The following is a 22,475-nucleotide window of genomic DNA, read 5'->3' as shown; positions in this document are numbered from 1 at the left end:
GGTGCGTGGCGGTCTCCCGCCGTCGTCCCATACATGCAGGGGTAGCTCTTCGCCTCTATTGGACAATTGACCCATGGTCTTCTCCTCTCCCGTCCGGTTGTGGCTGCTTCCCAATGCCGCATTGCTCGCCGTGCTGACCCTCTGGGGCGTCCTTCGATACCCGCACCTGCCGAACCGCATACCTCGGCACATCGGCCTCGACGGAGTGGATGCCTGGACGGAGCGGTCCATCGGCAGCGCGTTTGTGTTGGTGTTCGTGTACCTCGGTGTGACGGTGCTGCTGACCGCCTGCGCCGAACTGACGTTGCGGGTGACGCCACAGGATGAACTGCCCAAGGACGCGGCATCGTTCGGCAACGGACTGGCCGGAGCCTCGCTCAACCGTCCCCGCACCCGTGCGTCGGCACTCCGCGCCGCCCGGGCCTTGCTGGTACTGAACGCCTCCCTGGGGATTTCACTCCTGGTTGGCTGCGGGGTGTTGTGGCGCTCCAGCGCCGATCAGGAGGTGTCTGCCTGGCTGTTCGCGGCGATGCTGCTGCCGCTGCTCGCAGGCACCGGTGTGACGGTGGCGGCCGCGCTGCACGATCGGCGCACGTCTGCGAACTGAACACACGGACGGACGGGGTTTTCCTTTCCCGGGTTATCGGTTGAACACGACACGACACGACACGACGCGACGCGACGCGATACGTACCTAACGCCGTGCTGCCCGCCGGGCTCGGTGTCGCCGTACCGCATCGCGGTTGGCGCACGCGTGGCAGCAGTAACGTTGCCGGCCGCCCCTCGTGAAGTCCGCGTACACGCGGCCGCATTCGGCCAGCGCGCAGCGGCCGAGGCGGTCCATGCCCCGCCCGGTCAGGTGCAGGGCCGTGCCCACGCTGACCACCGCCCGGACCACGGCGCCCAGGCCGAGGCCGTCGTCGCGGTAGTGGATATGCCAGCCCCCGTCGGCGTGGTCGGTCACGCGTGGGTGTGCGGAGGCGGAGGCCAGCAACGCGTTGAGCAGGGTGGCCCGTTGGGCATCGGTGCCGGCGTCGGCCACGGCCAGCCACCGCGGGATGAACTCCAGGACCTCCGCCAAGTCCCCCTCGCTCACCGGGCGGTCGATGGCCATCCCCGCCGCCAGGCAGCGCTCCGCGAGCTCCTCGGGAGTGCGCGGCGGTGTGGTCGCAAGCTGGACCATCAGTCGCACGGGATCTTCTCCGTAAGGGTTCTGCTGCATAAGAGCATTACAGCACCCTGGTGCGGTACGGCCCTTTGAGGAGGAGAAGGAGAAGGAGAACGGAATGGAGCAACCTCGAACGCAAGTCGGGACCCCGGACGCAACCCCAGTCGGGAACGCAGTTGGAGCCGCAACTGTTGGGCAACGGCCCCGTACACCCGTATCCGTGCTGGGACTCGGCGCGATGGGGCGGGAGTTGGCCCGCTGTCTGTTGGCGGCCGGCCATCCGACCACGGTGTGGAACCGCACGCCCGCCAGGGCCGAACCGCTCCTCGCCCGGGGCGCGTTACGCGCGCGGACGGTCGCCGACGCGGTGACCGCGAGCCCGTTGGTGATCGTGTGCGTACTGGACTGCGATGCCGTCCTTCGGATCCTGGAGCCGGTCGGGGCGGAGCTCTCCGGCCGGGTGTTGGCCAACCTCACCTCGGACACCCCCGAACGCAACCGCCAGGCAGCCGCGTGGGCGGCCGGGCACGGCATCGCGTACCTCAGCGGCGCCATGTTGGCGCCGCCCACCCTGCTCGGCAGGCCCGAAGCGACCATCCTCTACAGCGGTTCGCGCCGCGCCCACGAAGAGCACGAGGCCACGCTCAAGGTCCTGGCCGGCCGGGCGCCCTACCTCGGCCCGGACGCCGGAACCGCCACGGTCTACGACGTGGCGTTGCTCAGCCTCTACTACGCCGGCCTGGCCGGAATGGCCAACGCCTTCGCCCTGGCCGGTGCGCAGGGCGTTCCGGCCGAGGACCTCGCACCGCACCTCGACGTCATCCTGAGTCAGTTCCCCGCCATCGGGGCGCGCATGGCCGGGGACATCGACGCCAGGCACTACTCCAAGGACGCGGACGTCCTCGCGATCCACACCTCGGGCCTTGCCCACATCATCAAGACCTCCCAGGACCACGGGGTCAGCACGGACGTACTGCGCGCGGTCAAGGGCTTCGTGGACCGGGCGATCGCGGCGGGGTACGGCGACACGGAGTTCGCCAGCGTGGTGGAGGTGCTGCGGGGGAGGGCGGCGTCGGAGGGAGCGTCTATCGACGGGCCGTCAGACTGCCTGCCTGGTGGTCCAACTGACCGGTGACCGCTACGTGTTCGTCGGGCGCACGCCTTGGAAGTAGGTCAGCCAGGGACGGATATCGCCGTGGCCCACCAACTCGAATCCGGTGTCTGTGAGGAGGTCCCCGAGAAGGTCCACTCCGGAGTGCTCCATGGCGTGACCCGCCAACACGTGGACGAGGCTGCGGCCCAGGCGGCCCGTGGGGGGCCTGAATTCGGCGACGAGGAGGCGCCCGCCTGGCCGCAGCACGCGGTACATCTCGGCCAGGGCCACCGGGCGCAGCTCCTCCGGGAGGTGGTGCAGCATGAGGCTGTTGACCACGACATCCATCGAGGCGTCGGGCACGTCCAGCGACTCGGCGGTCCCTTCCTGGTACGCGACCGCGGCGGCGGTGATCCTCTGGTCGAGGCTCTTGCGGCGGGCGTAGGCGAGGACGGACGGCGAGGGGTCGATGCCGAGCATCGTCCCTTCCGCGCCGACCCGTTGGGCCATGGGCCGGGTCAGGCCGCCCGTGCCGCAGCCCACGTCGAGGGCGTGGTCGCCGGGCTGTGCGCCGCTCAGCGCGGCGAGTTGGGCGAAGGCGCGCCGCCGCCGGCCGGCGAAGCCGATGGCGCTGAACAGTTCGTAGGCGTGGGCCGGGCCGATGGTGACACCTGGGGTATCGGACCGCGGCGTGCCGTGCAGGAATCTTCCGAGGGCCATGCCTCTCACCTTGCAACTTAGTGACGGCTAAGAATGCAGCTAACTTAGTCGCGACTAAGAAAGCTCGCAAGCGGGGGCTGTCGGCCTGGGTGTGGCGGGTCTGGGGTCGGCGGGGATGGTGGCCCTCTGGCCACCGCAGCGCGCCGGCATGAGATGACGCTGTGTCAAGTTCCATCAAGCTGCGTCAACCGGTGCGGTGGCCGGAACCAGTCGCCGGATATCCGTTGGATGGGGTCTCGGTCGGCCTTGTAGGTTCCTGGCGTGACCGATGGCAGCAGCAAGGTGAGCGTGCGACGTGCGGACGCGGCGGACGCGGCGGTGATCGCGCGCATCCACAGGGACTCTCGGGCTGCGGCGATGCCGTACCTGCCGCCTCAGAAGCGCAGCCACGAGCAGGTGGCCCGATGGGTCGAGGACGTCCTGCTCAGGGAATGTCGCACCTGGGTTGCGGTACGCGGCCCGGAGGTTCTCGGGTACGCGGCCGTTGAGGGTGACATGCTCGAACACCTCTATCTGCGACCGGACTTCCGGCGCCAAGGCATCGGTACGCTGCTTCTCGACGAGGTCAAGCGGCACAACCCCGGTGGGGTGTCCCTGCACGTCTTCCAGCAGAACACCGAAGCTCGCGCGTTCTACCAGCATCACGGCTTCACTGTCCTCGACTCCAGCGACGGCAGCCGCAACATGGAGAACCTGCCTGACATGACCCTTCGTTGGGCGCCAGGCAGCACGCAGTGACCCGCGTTCCGCCTCGGAGATTGGGCGCTCGCCCTGACGGATGGGCGTCTGTCGAAAAGGTGGGGATAACCCCAGTGATCCCGTGGTGTCCCTCCTGGGACAATGATCGTGCAGCGGTACGCCGGACCGGGCGTTGCTGCATCGAGCGACCAGGAACGGGGACAGGGGACATGGCAGACCACGTCGCGTACGAGGCGGAGCCGCATGTAGGGACGCCGAGGCCGCGGGCCGAGGCGGAGCGTTGGCGGCCGACCGTGCTCGACCGCTTGTTGGCGCCCTGGCGTGGATTGGCCTTGCTGGGCCTGGGCGTGGCCTCCGCGGTGGTGTCCTGGCTGCTGCTGGTCTCGATGTGCCTGCTGTTCATCTGGCTCGGCTTCGCGCTGGTGCCCGAGGCGGCCCGCGCTCTGCGCGTCCTGGCGAACCGTCAACTCGAACTGGGCCGCCGGTGGTACGGCATGCCCGCGACCGCGCCGGGTGGCTCCAACGCCGCCCCGTCCACCTCGCGTTCCACCCCGCCGTTCGTGCGGCGCGTCCTGTCCGTGCTCCGCAGCCCGGCCACCTGGTGCGACCTGGGCTGGGCCCAACTCGCCGTCACCTTCCTCGGGTTCCTCGCGCTGCTCCCCTTCACGCTGCTCGTCCATGGCGCGTTCGGCATCGCCCTGCCGTACCTCTGGGATTCCGTGGCCCCCGCCTTCGACGGAAGCTGGTTCGTGTTCGTTCCGTTGAGCAGTCACACCACGCACCTCGCAGCCGGGGTGGGAGTGGCGGAGATCCTCCTCGGCCTGTGGGCGGGGCCGTACATCCTGCGTGCCCAGACCCGTCTCTCGCAGACCCTGCTCTGCCCGTCGGGCACACGGCAGTGATCCGTGCCGGGAGCGGTCTCATCATCCGTCGGCCGGGCCGTTCGTGCCCCTGTAGTCACCGCGCCTGACCATTGCTTGGGCTGCTCCTCGGCTTGACCCTGACGCTAGCGTCAGGGTTTTAACGTCCCACCATGTTGAAGGAGATCGAGATGCGGATCGGAGAGCTGGCCGACCTCACCGGCGTCAGCCCCCGATCCCTGCGCTACTACGAGCAGCAGGGCCTGCTGGCCCCGCAGCGCGCGGACAACGGCTACCGCGCGTACGGCCCGTTGGATGCCGTACGGGTCGCGAACATCAAGGAGCTCCTGGGCGCGCCGCTGCGGCAATCCCCCTTCTTCTCCGAGGAGTTGAGTATGGCCACCGATCGGCTGGCCACGCGGCGATAGTCCGCCAACAGGCGCTGGTCCAGCGCGGGTTGACCACCTTCGAGCGCCCCCCTTGGCCCCGATGGCTGTCCCGCTGTGGGGTGGTTGTCGGGGGTCTTCGGTGTTCAAGATGCTTCTGCCCCCGCCACTCAGTGCGGCGGGGGCAGGAGGGGTGTGTGGTGAGGCTGGTCAGCCCTGCGACTTGGCGAAGGCGACGAGCCCTGCGAACGCCGAGGGGGTCAGCGTGAGCTGCGGGCCGTTCGGGTCCTTGCTGTCACGGACCAGGACCTCGCCCGTGGCCACTGCGTGCTCCGGCGCCCATTCGACGCAGGTGCCACCGTTGCCACCGCTGTAGGAGGACTTGATCCAGTTGAGGGGTTCGGTTGTCACGGGGTGCCCTTTCGTGCCTGCTCGATCATGGCAACGGAATCCGCTTGGGAGAGCGCTTCGGTCTGTAGCTGATGGTAGGCCCTCACCAGCGGCACCACGGAGGCGAGTTCGCGGTCTAGGTGTCCTTGAGTTTGCGACTCGACGTAGGAGACCACGGACCGGTCCGCCAGCGTGAGCAGGTGCACCACCCTGCGGAACGGCTGTCGCTCACCCATGGTGAACGGAGCCACCTGTAGCGACGTGTTCGGTTCCTCGGCGAACGCGATCAGACGGGCCAACTGGCGCTCCATGACTGCGGGGCCTCCGACCGGCCGTCGGATGCAGCTCTCGTCCAGTACCACAATCACCAATGGAGCCTGGGGGCGGACGAGCGCTGTTTGCCGCTCTATCAAGAAGTCCACCCGCTCTGCGGCCTGATCGGCAGTGAGATCCCCCCGCTGCACGTTGACGGCCTCCAGAGCTTCCGCGTACTCCCGTGTCTGAAGCGGGCCGGGGATTACGCCCATTTCAAAGAGTCGGATCTCCGCGGCCTGGCTCTCGTGCCTGAGGTACTCCGGGAACCCCTCCAACAGGCTGCCGTGCTTGATCTCGCGCCACTCGCGCTCGAACAAGTCGCCGGTCCCAAGAGCCTTGTCGGCGCCTACCGCAAACCGTTGAGTTGGTGGCCTCCGCCCAGTTTCGACGGCAGAGACATGCGCCCCGGTGCACCCGATACGCTCACCCAATTCGTCCTGCGTCCAGCCCCGTTCGTCTCGTAACCTGCGCAATCGTTCCCCGAAGCGGGCAGCGGGTGATGCTTCGGGGGCCAACTCCTTGCGGTTCACCATGGTCAGCCTCAACTCAGCAATCAGGTTTCCCTAGTTGATGGGTGCACCGACTGTAATCCACGCTGAGGCAACCCGGTAGCGGAATGGCTACTGAGAGCCAAGGAGGCATCCGTGCGTGCGACCCCCGAACCGGCCCGGCTGACGGTCGAAGGGCTGTGCAAGCGTCTTCACGACGCCCTCAAGGCCGCTGGCATCCTCGTTGACCCGCCCTTGATCGCCACCATCGGCACCCGCAGCGGTGAGTTGGTGGACGTGGTGGCCCCGCCCCTGTTCGACCTGGAGCAGGCGGAGTTGCTGTGCGAGATCGTCGAGGAGGGGCAGCAGTGAGCGGCAGTACCGAGGACGTGGGTAAGAAGAACGCCGAGAAGAACAGGCAGTCGTCGAAGACCACCGACAGCGGCAAGAACACGAAGCGGACGTGGTAGCGGTGGCCGACTACGTCCCTGATGAGTTCCGCGCCCAGGAAGAGCCCGTAACGCTGCGCGAACTCGCCGGGCTGAACCCGAGCCCCAACGCGGGCTGCAACAAGTGCGGGTCCTGGGCGGAGAAGCGTCAACAGGCGCGTGCCCGCAACGACTACGCGGCGGCTGCTGTTGCCAGCGAGGAGATGTGGCGACACCAGCTCAGGGCAAGGTGCTATGGCTGAGTCCAGAGAGCTTTGCGGCGAGCCGGAGGGCTACGTGCTGCCGGGCGTCACGTTCGTCCCCAAGGCCAAGGGAGCGCCCGTTGCTACGTGTCCGTTCCCGTGCCAGCTCTGCACGGAGAGGGGGCGGTATGAGCGAGCCGGAGCACAAGGTCAGCGGGTGTCCCAGGTGCGACGCTTAGGCACATGAGGCGCCGGTGGAGAAGCGAAACCAGCAGGAGGCAGAAGAGCGTGTTCTCTCGGCTGGCCTCGTAGTAGCGGCCTGTGTCGTTCTGCTGGGCTTGTGGGTTGGCGGGATGGTCCTGCTGTCCGGCATCAAGTGGTGAGAGGTGCGACACCGGCCCCGTCGTGCACTGCCCCGTGGTGGTGTGTGGCGGGGCTTCTCTATGCGCTGACCAGGGCAGACCCGTAGAATTCGTAGTCCGGCGTGTTCGGATCGGCGAGGACCGTCCACGGCACGGGGGCGACGTCGACGCAGACGGCGACCGGGTCCGGCCAAACGAGACCCCCGGCGGGGCCGACGTAGGTGGTCACGCCGGGACTGTAGGCACTCCAACCGAGCGCCTCCGCCCAGAACCGACCGACCGCCGAGGCGTCGAGGGCCTTGATGTTCACCTGAACTGGTCGCAGTGCCATGCCGACGATCCTATGCACCCGCTCCGCGATGCCCGCAGGCTTGGTTCGCTCGCGGCTGGCTTGTGAACCGAAGTCCCTTACGGCGTGGGCAAATTCGCAGTCCGCGACCGGGCTACGCCCTTGAGATGATCCGGAGTCATGACCAGGTTCTTTGTGCTGTTGTTCGCGTTGTCCCTGCCGTTCTGGATAGCCGGGGCCGTCTTCCAGGGGCCCGGCTTGCTGCCCATGGGCATGCCGGTGAGCGCCTTCCAGTTCGTCCTGCCGTTCGTCGTGGCGTCGGTTTGCAGTTGTCGGGAGGAAGGGTTGCGCGGGGTGGCGGCGCTGTTGAGGAGGGTGTTCTCCGTCCCCCGTCGTGGGCAGCGGGCCTGGTGGGTTCCCGTCGTCTTGCTGGTGCCTGCCACGATGCTGCTGTCGTACGGGTTGTTACCGCTGGCCGGTGTGCCGCTCGACGGGCCGCATGAGCCGCTCGCGGCGGTCCCCGTGCTCTTCGCCGTGTATGCCGTCGCCGCGCTCTGCGAGGAGGCGGGGTGGATGGGCTATGCCCTGAGGCCCCTGCAACACCGGTGGGGAGTTCTCGGGGGCGCTGTGGTCCTGGGGGTGGTGTGGGCGGTGTGGCACGTTGTGGGATATGCGCAGGGGGGCCGCGCCGTGGGGTGGATTGTGGGTCAGTGCCTGAGCACAGTGGCGCTTCGGGTTCTCATGGTCTGGCTGTTCCACCGCACTGGCCGAGCCGTGCTCACGGCGGTCGTCATCCACACCCTGATCAACGTCGCCCAGTCGGTGTCTCCCGGTTACCCCCAACGCCCCGCCGCTGCCGTTGCGTTCGGCCTCGTCACCGCCGCCACGGCCACGACCGTGGCCCTCGTGTGGAGCGCGCGGACGCCGATCGGCTCGCCGGGCGACCGCCCGTAAGCGCCCGGAGCCGGTGCGAAGAAGTAAGAAGAAGGAGAAGGGCCGGGCAGCTCCCCCGAGGTTGCCCGGCCCTTGGTGCTCAGGTTTGGGCCGCCGGTGAGGTGGTGAACCGGGGGCGGTACCCGAGCAGATAGAGGGCTAGCGCGAGCAGTTGGAGGACTGCGCCGACGAGGGGGAGGGCGAAGACGCCGAAGCCGGTGAGGAGGGCGCCGCCGCCGGCTCCGCCGATTGCCGTGCCCAGGTAGATCGCGCTGCTGTAGAGGGCCATGGCCTCGTTTCCGGAGTCGCCCGCGAGGGTCAGCAGGCGGAGTTGGGTGGGGGGATAGGCGCCCCAGGAGGTGATGGCCCAGGCGGCGCCGAGGGCGCAGAACAGTACGGCGGGGGTGTGTCCCCAGGCGATCGCGCCCGCGAAGGCGAACAGCACCAGGGAGCAGCCGGCGAACGCCGTGGTCATGGTGGGGCGCGGCCCATTGGAATCGGTGAACTTGCCGCCGATGAGCGGGCCGACGAGTCCGGCGACGCCGGCGACGGCGATGATGACGGCCAGTACGCCCGAGGTGGCGCCGGCGGCTTCCCGTGCTGCCGGGGCGATGTAGGTGTAGAACATCAGGCCGCCGCTGGTGGCGACCGCGGTGCCCAAGAGGCCGGCGACGAGGGGGAGTCGGGCGAGGCCGCCCAGTCGTTGTCCGGCGGAGGAGTCGGTCGCGGTGGCGGGGACCGAGGGGAGGAAGACCAGGGCGGCTGCGAGGACGAGGAGCGAGACGGCGCCCACGAAGGTGAAGGTGGCTCGCCAGCCGTAGGCGCCGCCGATCCAGGTGCCGACGGGTACTCCGGCGATGAGGGAGGCGGTGAGTCCGGCGGAGACGGCGGCCAGGGCTCGGCCTCTGCGCTCGGGTGGGGCCAGGGTGCCCGCGGCGGCCAGGGCGGCGGGCGTGGCGGTGCCGGCGGCCAGTGCCGCCAGGACGCGCCAGATCAGCAGCGGGCCGTAGGAAGAGGCGGTGGCGCAGAGGAAGTTGGCGAGGGCGAAGACCGCCAGGCCGGATGTGATGAGGGTCTTTCTCGGGAGTTTGCCTGTGGCGATGCCGAGGACGGGGGCGGAGAGGGCGTAGACGATGGAGAAGACGCTGACCAGTTGGCCGGCGACCGCCTCGCTGACCGCGAGCCCCTTGGCGGTTTCGGGGAGGATGCCGGCGACGACGTAGTCGCCGGTGCCGAAGACGAAGGTGCTGGCGAGCAGGACGATCAGCCAGGGCGGCATGGCGCCGGCCTTGGTCTGTGGTGCGGTGTTGCTCATTCCCACGGCAGCTTTCCGTAGACCAGTTCGGTGTCGATGGCGACGGCGGCGGTGGCGCCTTCGGCGGCGGCGAGGGCGACTTGGGGGGTGGCGATGGGGATCTCCGGGCGGCGGGCCATGTCTCCGACGGCGTAGACGCCGGGGATGGAGGTGCGGGCGAAGTTGTCGACCCGTACGGAGTCGTCGTCGAGGATCTCGCAGCCCAGCAGGCGGGGAAGGTCGCTGCGCTGTTGCGTGGGTGGTTTGAGGAAGAGGGCGCCGCGGTCCAGGGGTGGGCCGGAGGCGAAGGCGATGCGCTGGAGTTCGCTGCCCTTGCCCTCCAGGCGGGCGATGGGTTCGGGGCGGACCCGGACGTTGAGGGAGGCGAGCAACGCGCTCTGGTCGTCGGGGAGTTCGTCCTTGCCGTTGAGGCAGAGCACGACGTCGGGGCTCCAGCGCGTCAGGTGCGCGGCGAAGTAGGCGTCCTGGGGGCGCATGGCGAGGACGGCGAAGGGGCGGTCGCGGACCTCCCAGCCGTGGCAGTACGGGCAGTGCACGGCGGTGCGGCCCCAGAGGGGGCCCAGGCCCTCGATGTCGGGCAGGACGTCGACGACCCCGGTGGCCAGGACCAGGCGTCGGGCGCTCTCGGCGGTGCCGTCCGAGAGGCGGACGGTGTAGCCGCCTTCCTGGCTGATTGCCGCGACGGCCTCGGCGGGGCGGACCTCGACGGTCGGGTACGCCGCGAGTTCCCGCAGGCCGATGGCGCGTAAGTCCTCCGGTGGAGTGCCCTCGCGGCTGAGGAAGTTGTGCACCTCGTGCGCCGGTTCGTTCCTGCCCGGGCCGCCGTCCAGCAGGAGCACGGAGCGTCGGGAGCGGCCCAGGGTGAGGGCGGTCTGTAGCCCTCCCGGGCCGGCACCGATGACGATGGCATCCAGCACAGCAACCTCCAGTGTGCGCAGGCGCGGGTCGGTCGACCGCGGGGTCGACGTACTTAGTCGTGACTAAACTTAGTGACGGCTAAGTAGAGTGCGCAAGGAGGTTTCACTGGACGGAATGCCGGCGGGGAGCGGGTGCCGGCCCGGGGGAGCGGTCAGCTCGCGGGTGCGTAGTCGCCCGTGATCAGTACGGCCAGCTCCCGGCGGGAGTGCACGCCCAACTTGTGGTAGGCGCGCTGGAGATGGGATTCGACGGTCCGCCGGGACAGATGCAGCCGGGCGGCGACCGCCGCGGAGGAGAACCCCTCGCTGACCAGGCGGCCGATCTCCCATTCGCGTTGCGTGAGCCGCTGGAGGAGCTGCGCGGCTCGGCAGGCCCGCTCCTTGGCCGGTAGCACCGCGTCGGTCGCCGCTCGGTCGAGGGTGTGTGCGGTCTCCTCGATGTCGGCCGCGAGCCGGTGGAAGCCGAGTCGGTTCAACTCGGCCGCGCAGGAGGAGCGTTGCTCCGAGTCCGGGTCGGCCAGTGCGGCTGCGGTGCAGGACCAGGCCCTGATGACCGGGCCCTGGGCGAGCCGGGAGATCTCGGCCAGTGGCGCGGCCACCTGGGAGGCCACTCCCATCCGGGCGAGTTCGAGCAGTGCGGTGGCGCTCAGCAGCAGGGCGCCGGAGGCCCGGTTGAACGCGGCGGTGCGCCACAAGCGCTCCTGCGCGGCCTGGTGTTCGCCCTCGACGGCCGAGAGCCAGGCCCGGGCGATCTCCACGCTGGCCACGGGCGCCGTCGGCCAGGAGGCTTCGGGGCGCGCCAGGGTCCGCGCGGCGCCCTCCGCGTCGCCCGCGCCGAGTTGGGCGCGGGCCAGTCGTCCCAGGCAGCCGGCGACGATCTCCGGGCAGAACGCGGTGCCCAGTCGGCGCGGCAGCTCGAACGCTTCGAGCAGGGAGCGGACCGCGTTCTCGTGGTCGCCGAGGACCAGGCTCAGATGCCCTTCGGTGTGTGCCCACACCGCCCGGCTGAGGTCGGCGCCGTCGTCGGCCGCCCGGGCGTAGCCGGTCCGTACCAGCTCCACGGCGCGCTCCCGGTCGCCGGCGTAGCACAGTGCCAGCGCGAGCGAGGAGGTGTCGAGGCCGATGCGGTAGCGGTCAAAGTCCGCGTCGCGGCGGGGAGTTCGCTCGTCGAGGGCCAGGGCGTCCAACGGGCGGCCCGCGGTGTAGAGCGCGGTGATGCGGGCCCCGATGAGGGCTTCGCCCTGCTGTCGTTGGCCCTCGCCCTGCTGCTTCATCAGGTGCAACGCGAGGGTCACATCGCCGGTTTCGAGGTGGGAGAGGGCGCGCAACGCCACCGCCGATTCGCTCAGTGGGCTGGTGGGGCCGGTGTGGTGGGTGAGGTCGACGAGGGCGTTCTCCGCCTGGGCGGAGGCGCTGGCGCTGACGGTGAGCGGTGCGTCGTTGGTGGTCGCCCGGCTCGGTGACCGGGGTGTGGGGGCTTCGGTGCCGTCCTGGCCTGCGGGGTGGAGGCGTAGGGCGTAGTTCTTGGCGCGTTGGGGGTCTCCGGACCAGAAGGCGGCGGCGGTGGCGAGGTGGAGGAGTTCGCTCGATGCGTCGGCGGCGTCCACGCCCGCCTCGTGGGCCAGGTCGAGGGCGAGGTGGTGGCGGCCGCTGCGGGCGGCCGCCGCGGCCGCGCCGACGAGCATGTCGAGCGGGCGCTTGCTGCCGGCCTCCTGTTGCCATCGGGCGGCCCGGAGCAGGTCGGCCTCGGCGAGCAGTCCGGTGGAGGTGGCCGCGTCGGCGAGCCGGCCGTACGCCTCCCTGGCGGCCACCAGCGGCAGATCGTGTCGGAGCAGCATCCCCATGACGGGGTCATGCAGGGTCACCACCGGTTCCTCGGAGCCGCTGATCCGTAACAGGCCCGCGGCCTCGGCGTGCGCGATGTCCTCGGTGTCCACCAGGGCCTGAAGCCAGGAGAGCATCAGGTGGTTGTCCGCCAGGGCGACGAGTTCGGCGGCCTGGCGGGCCCTCGGGGAGCAGTGCGGCAGGCGCATCCGGGCCAGTTTGAGGAGCCGTGTGGACAGGGGGAGTTGAGGGGTGGCGAGGTGCCACAGGCCGCCGTCGGCGCGGGTCAGGGCGTTCTCGTCGTGGGCGGAGCGGATGAGTTCGCGCAGCCAGAGGGGGAGGCCGCCGGAGAGCCGGTGGAGCTCCATGGCGAGCGCGCCGTCAATGGGCCCTTCCAGCAAGGCGTGTGCCATCTCCGCAGTGGCCCCCGCGGCCAGCGGATGCAGCTCCACCCAGTGGGCGCCGTAGTCCTTCCACAGCGGTGCGAGGAGTTCCTCTTGGTCGCAGGTGCTCGGCATGGTCACCGCGATTCCGGCTTTTCCCTCCGCGGCGAGCAGGGTGAGCAGGGCGACGGACTCCGCATCGAGCAGATGCGCATCGTCAACTGCCAGCACGAGATGGCGTCCGGTCGGGCCGCTGGTGCCGAAGTGCCGGCGCATCTTCTGGAGAATTACCGGTACGGAGTTCTCCTCAATGCCTGGCGGGAATTCCCGTAACAGTGGCCCGAAAGGTACTTGCGTGAGGGTCGAGGTGCCACATATGTGCAGGGTGGGGTGACCTTCGGAGGCGAGAAAGCGAAGGCTTTCCTCCAGGGCCCGTGACCTGCCGACCCCCGGCCTTCCGGTGATAACCGCCAGGGGAGTTGACCGCTTGCGTACCGCCTGGACTACTTGGTCTATTTCCTCGGAACGTCCTATTGCCCAACATCGTTCGCGCATGGCGCGTATCTACCCGACTCCCTGTTCGGGGTAACCCGCACCGTCGGGCGCGACCGGGCCGCTCTCCGCGCCCGGGCGGGTCTCTTCGGGGTTGGGCGGATTCGCCGGGCTTGGCCGCGTTGTGGCCGGTAGGCGTGGTGCGCCGCAGCGCCGTCGGCCGGCGGGAGCCGCGGTCGTGGCCCGTAAAACGCTTACTTACTGAGGGCGTTCGGGAGCGTCGCCGTAGGCGTCGGCGGTGATTGCGTAAGCGAGTACGTACCGATTACGGACGACGATCCGATCCGGTCCGAGCTTAGGCTGCCGAGCAGGCGCCATAACCAGGATCGACCCAGGCGATCCCACCTCCCCCTTCATCTCTCCTCGTCGTCGGAGGAATGCGTGACCGACACCGGACTGCTGCCGTCCTTACTCGCCGAACTAGCGCAGCTGGGCATCAAGTTGCGGGTCGTCGAAGACCGGCAACTCGAAGTCAGCGCGCCCAAAGGCCGGATCTCCGCCGAACTGCGTACGCGGCTGGCACGGCACAAGGCCGAGCTGATTGACGAACTGCTGCGGACGGCGGCCACGGAGACGACTCCGGTGGAACTCCCCACCCTCACGCCCGATGCGGCCGGGGCCCGGGAACCCTTTCCACTCTCGGACCTGCAGACCTCATTCCTGATGGGCAGCCAGGACGGAATCGAATATCCGGTACGGCCGCACCAGTACATGGAAGTGGAATTCAATTCACTCGACCCGGCCCGCTTCGAGGCGGCGCTCAACCGCAGCCTGGCGCGGCAGCGGGACAACCTGGTGGTGCTCACCGAGGACGTACAGCTGCAGGCGGTACGGGAGTTCGTCCCCGTCGAGGTGAAGGTCCACGATCTGCGGGCTCGGTCCGGTCCGGAGATCGACGAGGCGATCGCCGGTATCCGGGAGGCCATGCAGCGGCGGGAACTGCCGCTGGACCGCTGGCCCTGGTTCGAGGCGGAGATCAGTCTCCATCCGGGCGGCGGGGCGCGGTTCCACTACAACAACAACAACTTCTTCAGCGACGGCATCGGCAGCAACAAGTTCCTGGAGAGCGTGCTGCATCACTACCACCACCCGGACGAGCCGCTGCCCGAGCTGGAGTTGAGCTTCCGCGACTGCGTCCGCGCACTGGCGGAGCTGGAGGAGTCACCGCTCGGCGAGGCGTCGCGCAAGTACTGGATGGACCGGATCGCCGACTGGCCCGACGCACCGGCCGTCCCGCTGGCCGTCGGGGCCGACTCACGTCAGCGCTCCCGCCTCAGCCGGCGGGAGACGGTGTTCCCCGCGGACCTGTGGCAGGCGCTCCAGCAGCGGGCCGAACGCCGCGGCCTCACCCCGTCCAACGTGCTGTACGCGGCCTACGCGGAGGTCCTCGCCCAGTGGGGCGGTTCCCGGCACTTCCTGCTGAACAACATGGTCACCCACCGCATGCCGCTGCACCCCCAAATCGGGGAGGTGGTGGGGAACTTCGCCTCGCTGTACCCCCTGGAGGTCGACTGGCGCGCGGACGAGCCGTTCGCGGAGCGCGCCCGGCGGCTCCAGGGCCAGGTGATGTCCGACATGGAGCACACGTACTGGAGCGGGGTGAAGGTACTCCAGGGACTCAATCAGGTGCGGGGCACCCCGGGGCGCGCACCGTGTCCGTTCGTCGTCACCAGCGGGCTCTACATGGGACGCATGGACCGTCCCGTTTTCAGCACGCTGGAGACCCCGCAGGTGGTGCTCGACTGCCAGTTCTGGGAGCAGCACGACGGAAGCCTCTGGGTGGCCTGGGACCTGATCGAGTCGATGTTCCCCGACGGCCTGATCACGGCGATGCACGCCGGATTCCGGGCCGTGCTGGAGGCGTTGGCGGAACAGGACGCCGCCTGGGAGCGGTCGGCGCTCGTGGGGCTGCCGGACGAGCAGCGGCGCCGGCGGGAAGCGCTCAACAGCCCGGTCGGTGCGACGTCCGCGCGGCTACTGCACGACGCCCTGGCCGAGCGGGCGGCGGACCGTGCCGATCAGCCGGCGGTCGTCTCGGCGGAGGGGGCCCTGTCGTACGCGGAGGTGCACGCGGAGGCGGAACGCCTCGCCGGGCGGGTGCGGGCCGCGGGCGCCGAGCCCCACACCCTGGTCGCCGTCGTCATGCCCAAGGGGTCCGGGCAGATCGTCGCCGTGGCCGGAATCATGGCCACTGGCGCGGCCTACGTCCCCCTCGACCCCGGTTGGCCGGACGACCGGCTGCGGCAGCTGTTGCAGGACGCCGGTGCCGGTGTGGTGCTCACGGTGCGCGCCGAACGCGACCGGTTGCGGGGCCTGACCGAGGCCCGGGTGTTGGTGGTCGACGAACCCGCCGTCGAGGAACCGGCCGCGCCACCGGCCGCCCCGCGGACGTCGGACGACCTGGCGTACGTGATCTACACGTCCGGTTCGACCGGGCGGCCCAAGGGCGCGATGCTCAACCACCGCGGCCCGCTGAACACCATCGGCGAGATCAACCGGCGCTTCGGCATCGGCCCCGACGACGTGTTGTTGGGCGTCTCGTCGCTCTGCTTCGACCTGTCCGTCTACGACGTGTTCGGGGCCTTCGACGCGGGCGCGACCCTGGTCCTGCCCGACCCCGCCACGACCCAGGACCCCGCGGCCTGGATCGAGCTGATCCGCGCGCACGGCGTCACGGTGTGGAACTCCGTGCCCGCCCTGATGCAACTCCTCGCCGAGGAGGCCCAGTCGACCGGGGTCCGCCTGCCGTCCCTGCGCACCGTCCTGCTCAGCGGCGACTGGATCCCCGTCGACCTGCCGGGGCGCATCCGGGACATCGCCCCGCACGCCACCGTCGTCAGCCTCGGCGGCGCGACCGAGGCGTCCATCTGGTCGATCTGCCACCCCATCGACCACGTGGACCCGCAGTGGCCGAGCATCCCGTACGGACGGCCGCTGGCCAACCAGACCTGGCACGTCCTGGACGCCAACGGGAACGACGCCCCGGACTGGGTCGCCGGGGACCTCTACATCGGCGGCGCGGGGCTGGCGTTGGGGTACTGGAACGACCCGGAGAAGACCGCCGCCGCCTTCCTCTCCCATCCCGTGACCGGGGAACGGCTGTACCGCACCGGCGACCGGGGCCGCTATCTGCCCGGTGGGGACATCGAGTTCCTCGGCCGGGCCGACTTCCAGGTGAAGATCCAGGGCTTCCGCGTCGAACCCGGCGAGATCGAGCACGCCCTGGCCGCCCACCCCGACGTGCGGCGCGCCTCGGTCGTCGTCCGGGACTCGGCCTCCGGGAAGCAACTGGTCGCCTTCGCCGTCGCGTTGGACGACCGGCCCGCGCCCGACGCCGAGGAGCTGCGCGCCTTCCTGGCCGAGCGGCTGCCGTCCTATCTGCTGCCCGCCTCGGTGACCGTCCTCGACCGGCTGCCGCTCACCGCCAACGGAAAGGTCGACAGCCGGGCGCTCGCGGTGCTGGGATCCGCCGCCCCGGACCGAAAGCGCCCGTACACCGCCCCGCGCACCCCGTTGGAGTCCGCCCTGGTGGACATCTGGCGGACGGTGCTCGGCGTCGAACGCGTGGGCGTGCACGACGACTTCTTCGCCCTGGGTGGGCAGTCGTTCGCCGCGCTCCGCGTCATCGCGAAGATCGCCCAGCGGTTCGGGCAGCGGCTCCCGCTCAGCGCACTGCTCAGGGGCGGGACCGTCGCCGACCTGGCGGAGCGCCTGCGGGAGCCGGCCGACGACTGGACACCGCTGGTGACGCTGAAGGAGGAGGGCGAGGGCACCCCGGTCGTCTTCGTGCACCCCTCCGGCGGGCAGGTGCTGTGCTACCGCCTGCTGGCCGACCAGCTCCCCCGACCGTCGTACGCCCTCCAGGCCCCGGACCCGGCGCTGGGCGGGCAACTACCGGCATCGGTGGAGGAGTTCGCGGAGCGCTACGTCCAGGCGCTGCTCGATGCCCGGCCGCACGGACCGTACGTCCTGGCCGGCTGGTCGTCGGGGGCGGTCCTCGCCTTCGAGGCGGCCCGCCAGTTGGAGGCCCGGGGCGAGACGGTCGCACACGTCGTCGTGCTCGACTCGCCTGCCCCCACCCGCGAGCACAACGGCGCGATCGACGAGACGGCGCTTCTGCTGTGGTTCATCGAGGACACCGGCATCGGCTTCGACCCCTCCGCGATCGGCGCGCAGGACGCCGCCCGGCTGGCCCGGATGCCGGAGGCGGAGCGCCTGGACGCGGCACTCGACCTGGCCCGCGAACAGGGCGTGCCGGCCGACGGCCTCGACGCCGCCCAACTGGCCGACGCCTTCGCGGTGTTCCGCAGCGTCGTGCTGGCTTGCAACGCCTACGAACCGCCCGTCATCGCCGCGGACCTCACCGTGCTGCGCGCCCGGGACGGCAGGGTGAGCGAGTTCGCCGACCACCCCCGCGGCCGGGACACCGACTGGGGCTGGGCCGCGCACACCCGCGGCACCGTGCGCGCCACCACGCTGCCCGGCACCCACCACACCCTCCTCATGGAACCCCAGGTCGCGGCCGTGGCAGTGGAGTTCGGCCGGCTGCCGGCCGGCGACCGTTCCGCCCGGTGACCCCACCCGTACACCTCAGGCAGGAGACGTACCCGATGAACCAGGACCTGCTGCTCGAACTGCGCCGGCGGGGCATCCGGTTGCGGCTGACCGACGGCCACCTCGACGTCGTCGCACCGGCCGGAGCGCTGACCGCAGAGTTGCGCGAGGCGCTCACCCGGCACCGCGACGAGCTCATCGCCGACCTCGGCCGACACACGGACGACGAGGCCCTTCCGCAGATCACCCCGCAGCCGGCCGCACGGAACCAACCGTTCCCCCTCACCGACATCCAGCACGCGTACTGGGTCGGGCGCAGTCCCGCCGTGGAACTCGGCGGGGTGTCCACCCACCTCTACCTCGAACTCGAAGGCGGCGGGCTCGACCTGGACCGCCTCGCCGACAGCCTGCGCAAGGTCATCGACCGGCACGACATGCTCCGGGCCGTGATCGACCCGGACGGCCGGCAGCGCATCCTGCCCGAGGTCCCGCCGTACGAGATCGCCGCCCAGGACCTGCGCGGGATGACCGAGGAGCAGCGGGCCTCGGCCATCGAGGGGACCCGGGCGGAGCTGGCGGCGCAGGTGATCCCCGCCGACCAGTGGCCGCTGTTCGAGATCCGCGCCTCCCAACTGGCGGGCGACCGGCTGCGCGTGCACTTCAGCCTCGACTTCCTGATCGTTGACGCCTGGAGCGTGAACCTGCTGTTCGCGGACTGGCGGCGGTTCTACGAGGAGCCCGACTGGTCCCCCAAGCCGTTGACGCTGTCCTACCGGGACTGCGTCCTGGCCGAGGAGGAGCGCCGATCCAGCACGCGCTACAAGAAGGCCGAGCAGTACTGGACCGAGCGACTGGAGGCGCTGCCGCCGGCGCCCGCGCTCCCGTTGGCGCTCCAGCCGGCCCAGTTGGAGCGCCCCGACTTCACCCGGCGCACCGGCGTGGTGGAGAAGGGGCGTTGGGAGCGGTTGAAGGAGCGGGCGCGGCAGCACGGCGTGACGCCGTCGTCGGTCCTGATGTCGGCCTTCAGCGACGTGCTCGGGGTGTGGTCGCGGCAGCCGCACTTCACGCTCAATCTGACCCTGTTCGACCGGGCACCGGTCCACGGGGAGATCGACCAGGTCGTCGGGGACTTCACCACCCTCAATCTGCTCGCCGTGCAGCCGTCGCCCACGAGCTCCTTCGCCGAGCGCACCCAGCAGTTGACCCGTCAGCTGATGGAGGACCTGGAGCACCTCGAATTCAGCGGCATCCGCGCCCTGCGGGAACGCGCCCGGAGGGTGGGCAGCGGGCCGGCCGCGGCGATGCCGATCGTCTTCACCAGCGCGCTGGGCGTGGGCCGGGAGGGAAGCCTGGCCGGTGCGCGGGACTTCATCGGCGACATCGTCCACGGCATCAGCCAGACGCCCCAGGTCTGGTTGGACCACCAGGTGATGGAGGACCACGGCGACCTGGTATTCCACTGGGACGCCGTCGAGGCGCTCTTCCCGGACCGGATGCTTGACGACATGTTCGCGGTGTACCGCGGGCTCCTGGACCGGCTGATCGACGACGAGGCGTACTGGGGCGACGACCGGGCCGGGGTGGAGCTGCCGGACTGGCAGCGGGCCGAGCGCCGCGCGGCCAACGCCACCGGTCAGGACATCCCCGAACGGACCCTCTGCGGACTGGTGTTGGCGCAGGCGGGCCGCACCCCGGACGCGGTGGCGGTGGTCGACGGGGCGGGGGAGCACTCCTACCGGGACGTGACCGGGCGCGCGGCCCAACTGGCGCGCTGTCTGGCCGAGGACGGGCGCCCGCTGCGCAACACCCTGACCGCCGTGGTGTTGGACAAGGGCTGGGAGCAGGTGGCCGCGGTCCTGGGCGTCAACCTCGCCGGCGCCGCCTACCTGCCGATCGACCCGCAGTGGCCCGCGGCCCGCCGGGACGACCTGCTCGACCAGGGCCGGGTGCACACCGTCGTCACCTCCGCGCGGCTGCGCTCCGAGCTGACCTGGCCCGCCGGCACCCGCCTGGTGACCCTCGACGACCCGCAGGTCACCGCCGCCGCCACCGAACCCCCGGGTTCCGGCCCGGCGCCCGAGGACCTGGCGTACGTGATCTTCACCTCCGGCTCCACCGGCCGGCCCAAGGGCGTCATGATCGACCACCGCGGCGCCGCCAACACCGTCCAGGACATCAACGACCGCTTCGGCATCGGCCCGCAGGACAGCGTGCTCGGCCTCTCCGCGCTCAGCTTCGACCTGTCGGTGTACGACGTCTTCGGCCCGCTGGCGGCCGGCGGCCGGATCGTCCTGCCGACGCCGGGCCGGCAACGCGACCCCGCACACTGGTCGGAGCTGATGGCCGCGCACCGGGTCACCGTCTGGAACTCCGTACCCGCCCTGATGCAGGCGTGGTTGGACGCCACGGACGGCAGCGCCCAGGCCGGCGGCGAGCAGCTGCGCCTGGCGCTGCTCAGCGGGGACTGGATCCCGGTGACGCTGCCCGACGCGCTGCGCGCCCGATGTCCGAAGACGGCGGTGATCAGCCTCGGCGGGGCGACCGAAGCCTCCATCTGGTCGGTGCACTACCCGATCGCCGAGGTGCCCCCGCACTGGTCGCGGATCCCGTACGGCAAGCCGCTGGCCAACCAGACCATGCAGGTCCTCGACGCCGCCCTGCGGCCGTGCCCGGTGTGGTCGACCGGGGAGATCCACATCGGCGGGAAGGGCGTCGCGCTGGGGTACTGGGCCGACCCGGACAAGACGGCCGAGCGGTTCGTCACCCACCCCGTCACCGGGGAGCGGCTGTACCGCACCGGTGACCTCGGGCGGTATCTCCCGGGTGGCGACATCGAGTTCCTCGGGCGCGAGGACCACCAGGTCAAGATCAACGGCTACCGGATCGAGCTGGGCGAGATCACCGCCGCGCTGGAGCGGCAGGCCGGGATCGGTCAGGCGCTGGTCACGGTGGCGGACGGTCCGCACGGCGGCCGCAAGCAGCTCGTCGCGTACACCGTGCCGGACGGCGAGGCCGCTGGTGAAACGGGCAACGAGGAGGGCGCCACCGAGGGCTGGCAGCGGCTCGTGGCGGCGGGGGAGCGGGAGTGCCGCACCGCCGGCGCCGAACTCGCCGAGGAACTGGGGGCGTTCACCCACGTCTGGCAGGTGCTCGAAGACCTGTGTCCGGACGTCATGGAGCGCACCCTGGCAAGGCTGGACACCTTCACCTCGCCGGGCGAGGAGGCGAGCGCCGAGACCATCGTCGCGGCGCACGGCATCAAGGACCGCTACGTCGGGCTGGTCCGGCAGTGGCTCGCGCTGCTGGCGGGGGCCGGACGGCTCAAGGCCGCGGGGGAGGGGCGCTACCAGTGCGTGGCGCCCCTCGACGCCGAGGCGGCGGACGAGCGGGTCCGCTCCGGCCTCGCCGCGATCCAGGGCGGCGACGCGTACCGGGTCTTCGTCGACTACGTCGCCCACTGCGCGGACCGACAGGTCGAGTTGTTGCTCGGGCGGTCGAACCCGCTGGAGCTGCTGCTCCCCGGCGGCAGTTCCGAGGTCACCGACATGCTCTACGCCCGCAATCCGGTGTCGGCGCTGCAGAACCGGGTGGCCGGGCAGGTGGCCCGGCAGTTCACGGACGGGTCGACCGCGGAACCGGTGCGCTTCCTGGAGGTCGGCGCGGGAACGGGCGCCACCACGGCCGCCGTCCTGCCCCAACTCCCCGCCGACGGGGTCCGCTACCGCTTCACCGACATCTCCACCTACTTCGTCCGGCGCGCCGAACGGCGCTTCACCGCCTACCCGTTCGTCGACTACGGCGTCTGCGACCTCGACGACGCCGGCCCGCACACCCTCGCCCCCGGCTCGGCCGACTGCATCATCGCCGCCAACGTCCTGCACGACGCCAAGGACCTGCACCGGACGCTGGAGGGCCTGCGGGACGCCCTCGCCCCCGGTGGCCTGCTGCTCCTGGTGGAGGGCACCGAGAACTCGCCGATCCAGATGATCACCGTCGGCTTCATCGAGGGCTTCGCGCACCAGGGCCGCGAGCTGCCGCTGCTCGGCGTCCAGGAGTGGCGGACGGCGCTGCGCTCGGCGGGTTTCGAGGGCTTCGCCGCGCTCCCGGCGGACGGCCCGGTCACCGGTGCCATGGCGCAGCATGTGCTGCTCGCCCGGGCCACCGGCCGGCGGGCCGGCCCGGACCCGGCCCAACTGCGGTCCCGGATCGAGGCCGTGCTGCCCGAGTACATGGTGCCGCACCACTACGTCACCCTCGACCGGCTTCCGCTCACCCCCAACGGCAAGGTCGACCTGCACGCGCTGCCGCTGCCCTGGGAGGGGGAGGGCGCACGCGAGCGCACCATGCCCCGCACTCCCACCGAGGAGACCGTCCACGGCATCTGGTGCGAGGCGCTGGAGCGGGACGACTTCGGCGTCGACGACGACTTCTTCGACCTGGGCGGCGACTCGTTGCACGCCATCCGCATCCTGGAACGCCTGCGCCAGGAGTTCGGCCTCCAGGACGACGCGGAGCAGGGCCTTGCGCGCCTCTTCGGCGCACCGACCATCGCCGAACTCGCCGAAGCCCTGGACGACGAGAAGGGGGCCTGAACGA

General features: G+C 70.6%; 17 protein-coding genes and 1 pseudogene. 10 read left to right on the top strand and 8 right to left on the bottom strand.

Features of this window, described 5'->3' with window-relative positions; all coding sequences use genetic code 11:
- Window positions 1–73: 73 nt before the first annotated feature.
- Window positions 74–607 carry a DUF1648 domain-containing protein gene (locus ACFVFQ_RS07535; protein WP_383410357.1) on the top strand — a complete coding sequence of 178 codons (534 nt, stop codon included), beginning with the start codon at window positions 74–76 and terminating at the stop codon, window positions 605–607.
- A gap of 87 nt (window positions 608–694) precedes the next feature.
- Here the strand turns inward: ACFVFQ_RS07535 and ACFVFQ_RS07530 are convergent, their stop codons facing one another.
- Entirely contained in the window at window positions 695–1,222 is a 528-nt protein-coding gene (locus ACFVFQ_RS07530; protein WP_383410354.1) for a CGNR zinc finger domain-containing protein, read from the bottom strand.
- Between the two features lie 166 nt (window positions 1,223–1,388).
- Here ACFVFQ_RS07530 and ACFVFQ_RS07525 point away from each other — a divergent pair, with 166 nt between their 5' ends.
- Entirely contained in the window at window positions 1,389–2,303 is a 915-nt protein-coding gene (locus ACFVFQ_RS07525) for an NAD(P)-dependent oxidoreductase (RefSeq protein ID WP_383410352.1), read from the top strand.
- Between the two features lie 3 nt (window positions 2,304–2,306).
- Here ACFVFQ_RS07525 and ACFVFQ_RS07520 read toward each other — a convergent pair whose 3' ends face one another.
- Window positions 2,307–2,981 carry a class I SAM-dependent methyltransferase gene (locus ACFVFQ_RS07520; protein WP_383410349.1) on the bottom strand — a complete coding sequence of 225 codons (675 nt, stop codon included), beginning with the start codon at window positions 2,979–2,981 and terminating at the stop codon, window positions 2,307–2,309.
- Between the two features lie 261 nt (window positions 2,982–3,242).
- Here ACFVFQ_RS07520 and ACFVFQ_RS07515 point away from each other — a divergent pair, with 261 nt between their 5' ends.
- The 3 genes from ACFVFQ_RS07515 to ACFVFQ_RS07505 all read left to right on the top strand — a co-directional run bounded on the left by ACFVFQ_RS07515 (window position 3,243) and on the right by ACFVFQ_RS07505 (window position 4,968).
- Window positions 3,243–3,719: a GNAT family N-acetyltransferase gene (locus ACFVFQ_RS07515; protein ID WP_383410347.1), complete on the top strand. Its 477-nt coding sequence runs from the start codon at window positions 3,243–3,245 to the stop codon at window positions 3,717–3,719.
- 170 nt (window positions 3,720–3,889) lie between these two features.
- Complete coding sequence (locus tag ACFVFQ_RS07510; protein WP_383410344.1) at window positions 3,890–4,582, top strand: sensor domain-containing protein; 693 nt, start codon at window positions 3,890–3,892, stop codon at window positions 4,580–4,582.
- A gap of 131 nt (window positions 4,583–4,713) precedes the next feature.
- On the top strand, window positions 4,714–4,968 hold the full coding sequence (locus ACFVFQ_RS07505; RefSeq protein ID WP_383410341.1) for a MerR family DNA-binding transcriptional regulator: 255 nt from the start codon (window positions 4,714–4,716) through the stop codon (window positions 4,966–4,968).
- Between the two features lie 168 nt (window positions 4,969–5,136).
- Here ACFVFQ_RS07505 and ACFVFQ_RS07500 read toward each other — a convergent pair whose 3' ends face one another.
- The gene (locus ACFVFQ_RS07500) at window positions 5,137–5,337 is read right to left on the bottom strand and encodes a DUF397 domain-containing protein (RefSeq protein ID WP_383410338.1); all 201 of its coding nucleotides are present in this window, start codon (window positions 5,335–5,337) and stop codon (window positions 5,137–5,139) included.
- Window positions 5,334–6,164 (bottom strand): helix-turn-helix transcriptional regulator, encoded by an 831-nt coding sequence (locus tag ACFVFQ_RS07495; RefSeq protein WP_383410335.1) that lies wholly within the window; start codon window positions 6,162–6,164, stop codon window positions 5,334–5,336. Before ACFVFQ_RS07495 ends, ACFVFQ_RS07500 begins: the two co-directional genes overlap by 4 nt.
- A gap of 111 nt (window positions 6,165–6,275) precedes the next feature.
- On the opposite strand from ACFVFQ_RS07495, the gene ACFVFQ_RS07490 reads away from it, so the two are divergent.
- Both ACFVFQ_RS07490 and ACFVFQ_RS07485 read left to right on the top strand, forming a co-directional pair.
- Entirely contained in the window at window positions 6,276–6,491 is a 216-nt protein-coding gene (locus ACFVFQ_RS07490) for a hypothetical protein (protein WP_383410332.1), read from the top strand.
- Window positions 6,492–6,582: 91 nt separating this feature from the next.
- Window positions 6,583–6,810 carry a hypothetical protein gene (locus ACFVFQ_RS07485; protein ID WP_383410329.1) on the top strand — a complete coding sequence of 76 codons (228 nt, stop codon included), beginning with the start codon at window positions 6,583–6,585 and terminating at the stop codon, window positions 6,808–6,810.
- Window positions 6,811–7,236: 426 nt separating this feature from the next.
- On the opposite strand, the pseudogene ACFVFQ_RS07480 reads toward ACFVFQ_RS07485, so the two are convergent.
- Window positions 7,237–7,443 (bottom strand): annotated as a pseudogene (locus tag ACFVFQ_RS07480) (VOC family protein); the annotation flags it as partial.
- 138 nt (window positions 7,444–7,581) lie between these two features.
- Here ACFVFQ_RS07480 and ACFVFQ_RS07475 point away from each other — a divergent pair.
- The gene (locus tag ACFVFQ_RS07475) at window positions 7,582–8,355 is read left to right on the top strand and encodes a CPBP family intramembrane glutamic endopeptidase (protein WP_383410325.1); all 774 of its coding nucleotides are present in this window, start codon (window positions 7,582–7,584) and stop codon (window positions 8,353–8,355) included.
- Between the two features lie 79 nt (window positions 8,356–8,434).
- Here ACFVFQ_RS07475 and ACFVFQ_RS07470 read toward each other — a convergent pair whose 3' ends face one another.
- From ACFVFQ_RS07470 to ACFVFQ_RS07460, 3 genes are all read right to left on the bottom strand, one after another.
- A complete protein-coding gene (locus ACFVFQ_RS07470; protein ID WP_383410318.1) occupies window positions 8,435–9,649 on the bottom strand; it encodes an MFS transporter in 1,215 nt (404 codons plus the stop codon).
- The gene (locus ACFVFQ_RS07465; RefSeq protein WP_383410315.1) at window positions 9,646–10,566 is read right to left on the bottom strand and encodes an NAD(P)/FAD-dependent oxidoreductase; all 921 of its coding nucleotides are present in this window, start codon (window positions 10,564–10,566) and stop codon (window positions 9,646–9,648) included. Before ACFVFQ_RS07465 ends, ACFVFQ_RS07470 begins: the two co-directional genes overlap by 4 nt.
- Before the next feature lie 152 nt (window positions 10,567–10,718).
- A complete protein-coding gene (locus ACFVFQ_RS07460; protein ID WP_383410312.1) occupies window positions 10,719–13,328 on the bottom strand; it encodes a LuxR C-terminal-related transcriptional regulator in 2,610 nt (869 codons plus the stop codon).
- Window positions 13,329–13,706: 378 nt separating this feature from the next.
- Here ACFVFQ_RS07460 and ACFVFQ_RS07455 point away from each other — a divergent pair, with 378 nt between their 5' ends.
- Both ACFVFQ_RS07455 and ACFVFQ_RS07450 read left to right on the top strand, forming a co-directional pair.
- Complete coding sequence (locus ACFVFQ_RS07455; protein ID WP_383410309.1) at window positions 13,707–17,900, top strand: amino acid adenylation domain-containing protein; 4,194 nt, start codon at window positions 13,707–13,709, stop codon at window positions 17,898–17,900.
- Between the two features lie 35 nt (window positions 17,901–17,935).
- Entirely contained in the window at window positions 17,936–22,471 is a 4,536-nt protein-coding gene (locus ACFVFQ_RS07450) for an amino acid adenylation domain-containing protein (RefSeq protein WP_383410306.1), read from the top strand.
- Window positions 22,472–22,475: the final 4 nt, after the last annotated feature.

This window comes from Streptomyces sp. NPDC057743, assembly GCF_042798755.1.
Classification (GTDB): Bacteria; Actinomycetota; Actinomycetes; order Streptomycetales; family Streptomycetaceae; genus Streptomyces.
This window is presented reverse-complemented; position numbering and strand designations above follow the sequence as displayed.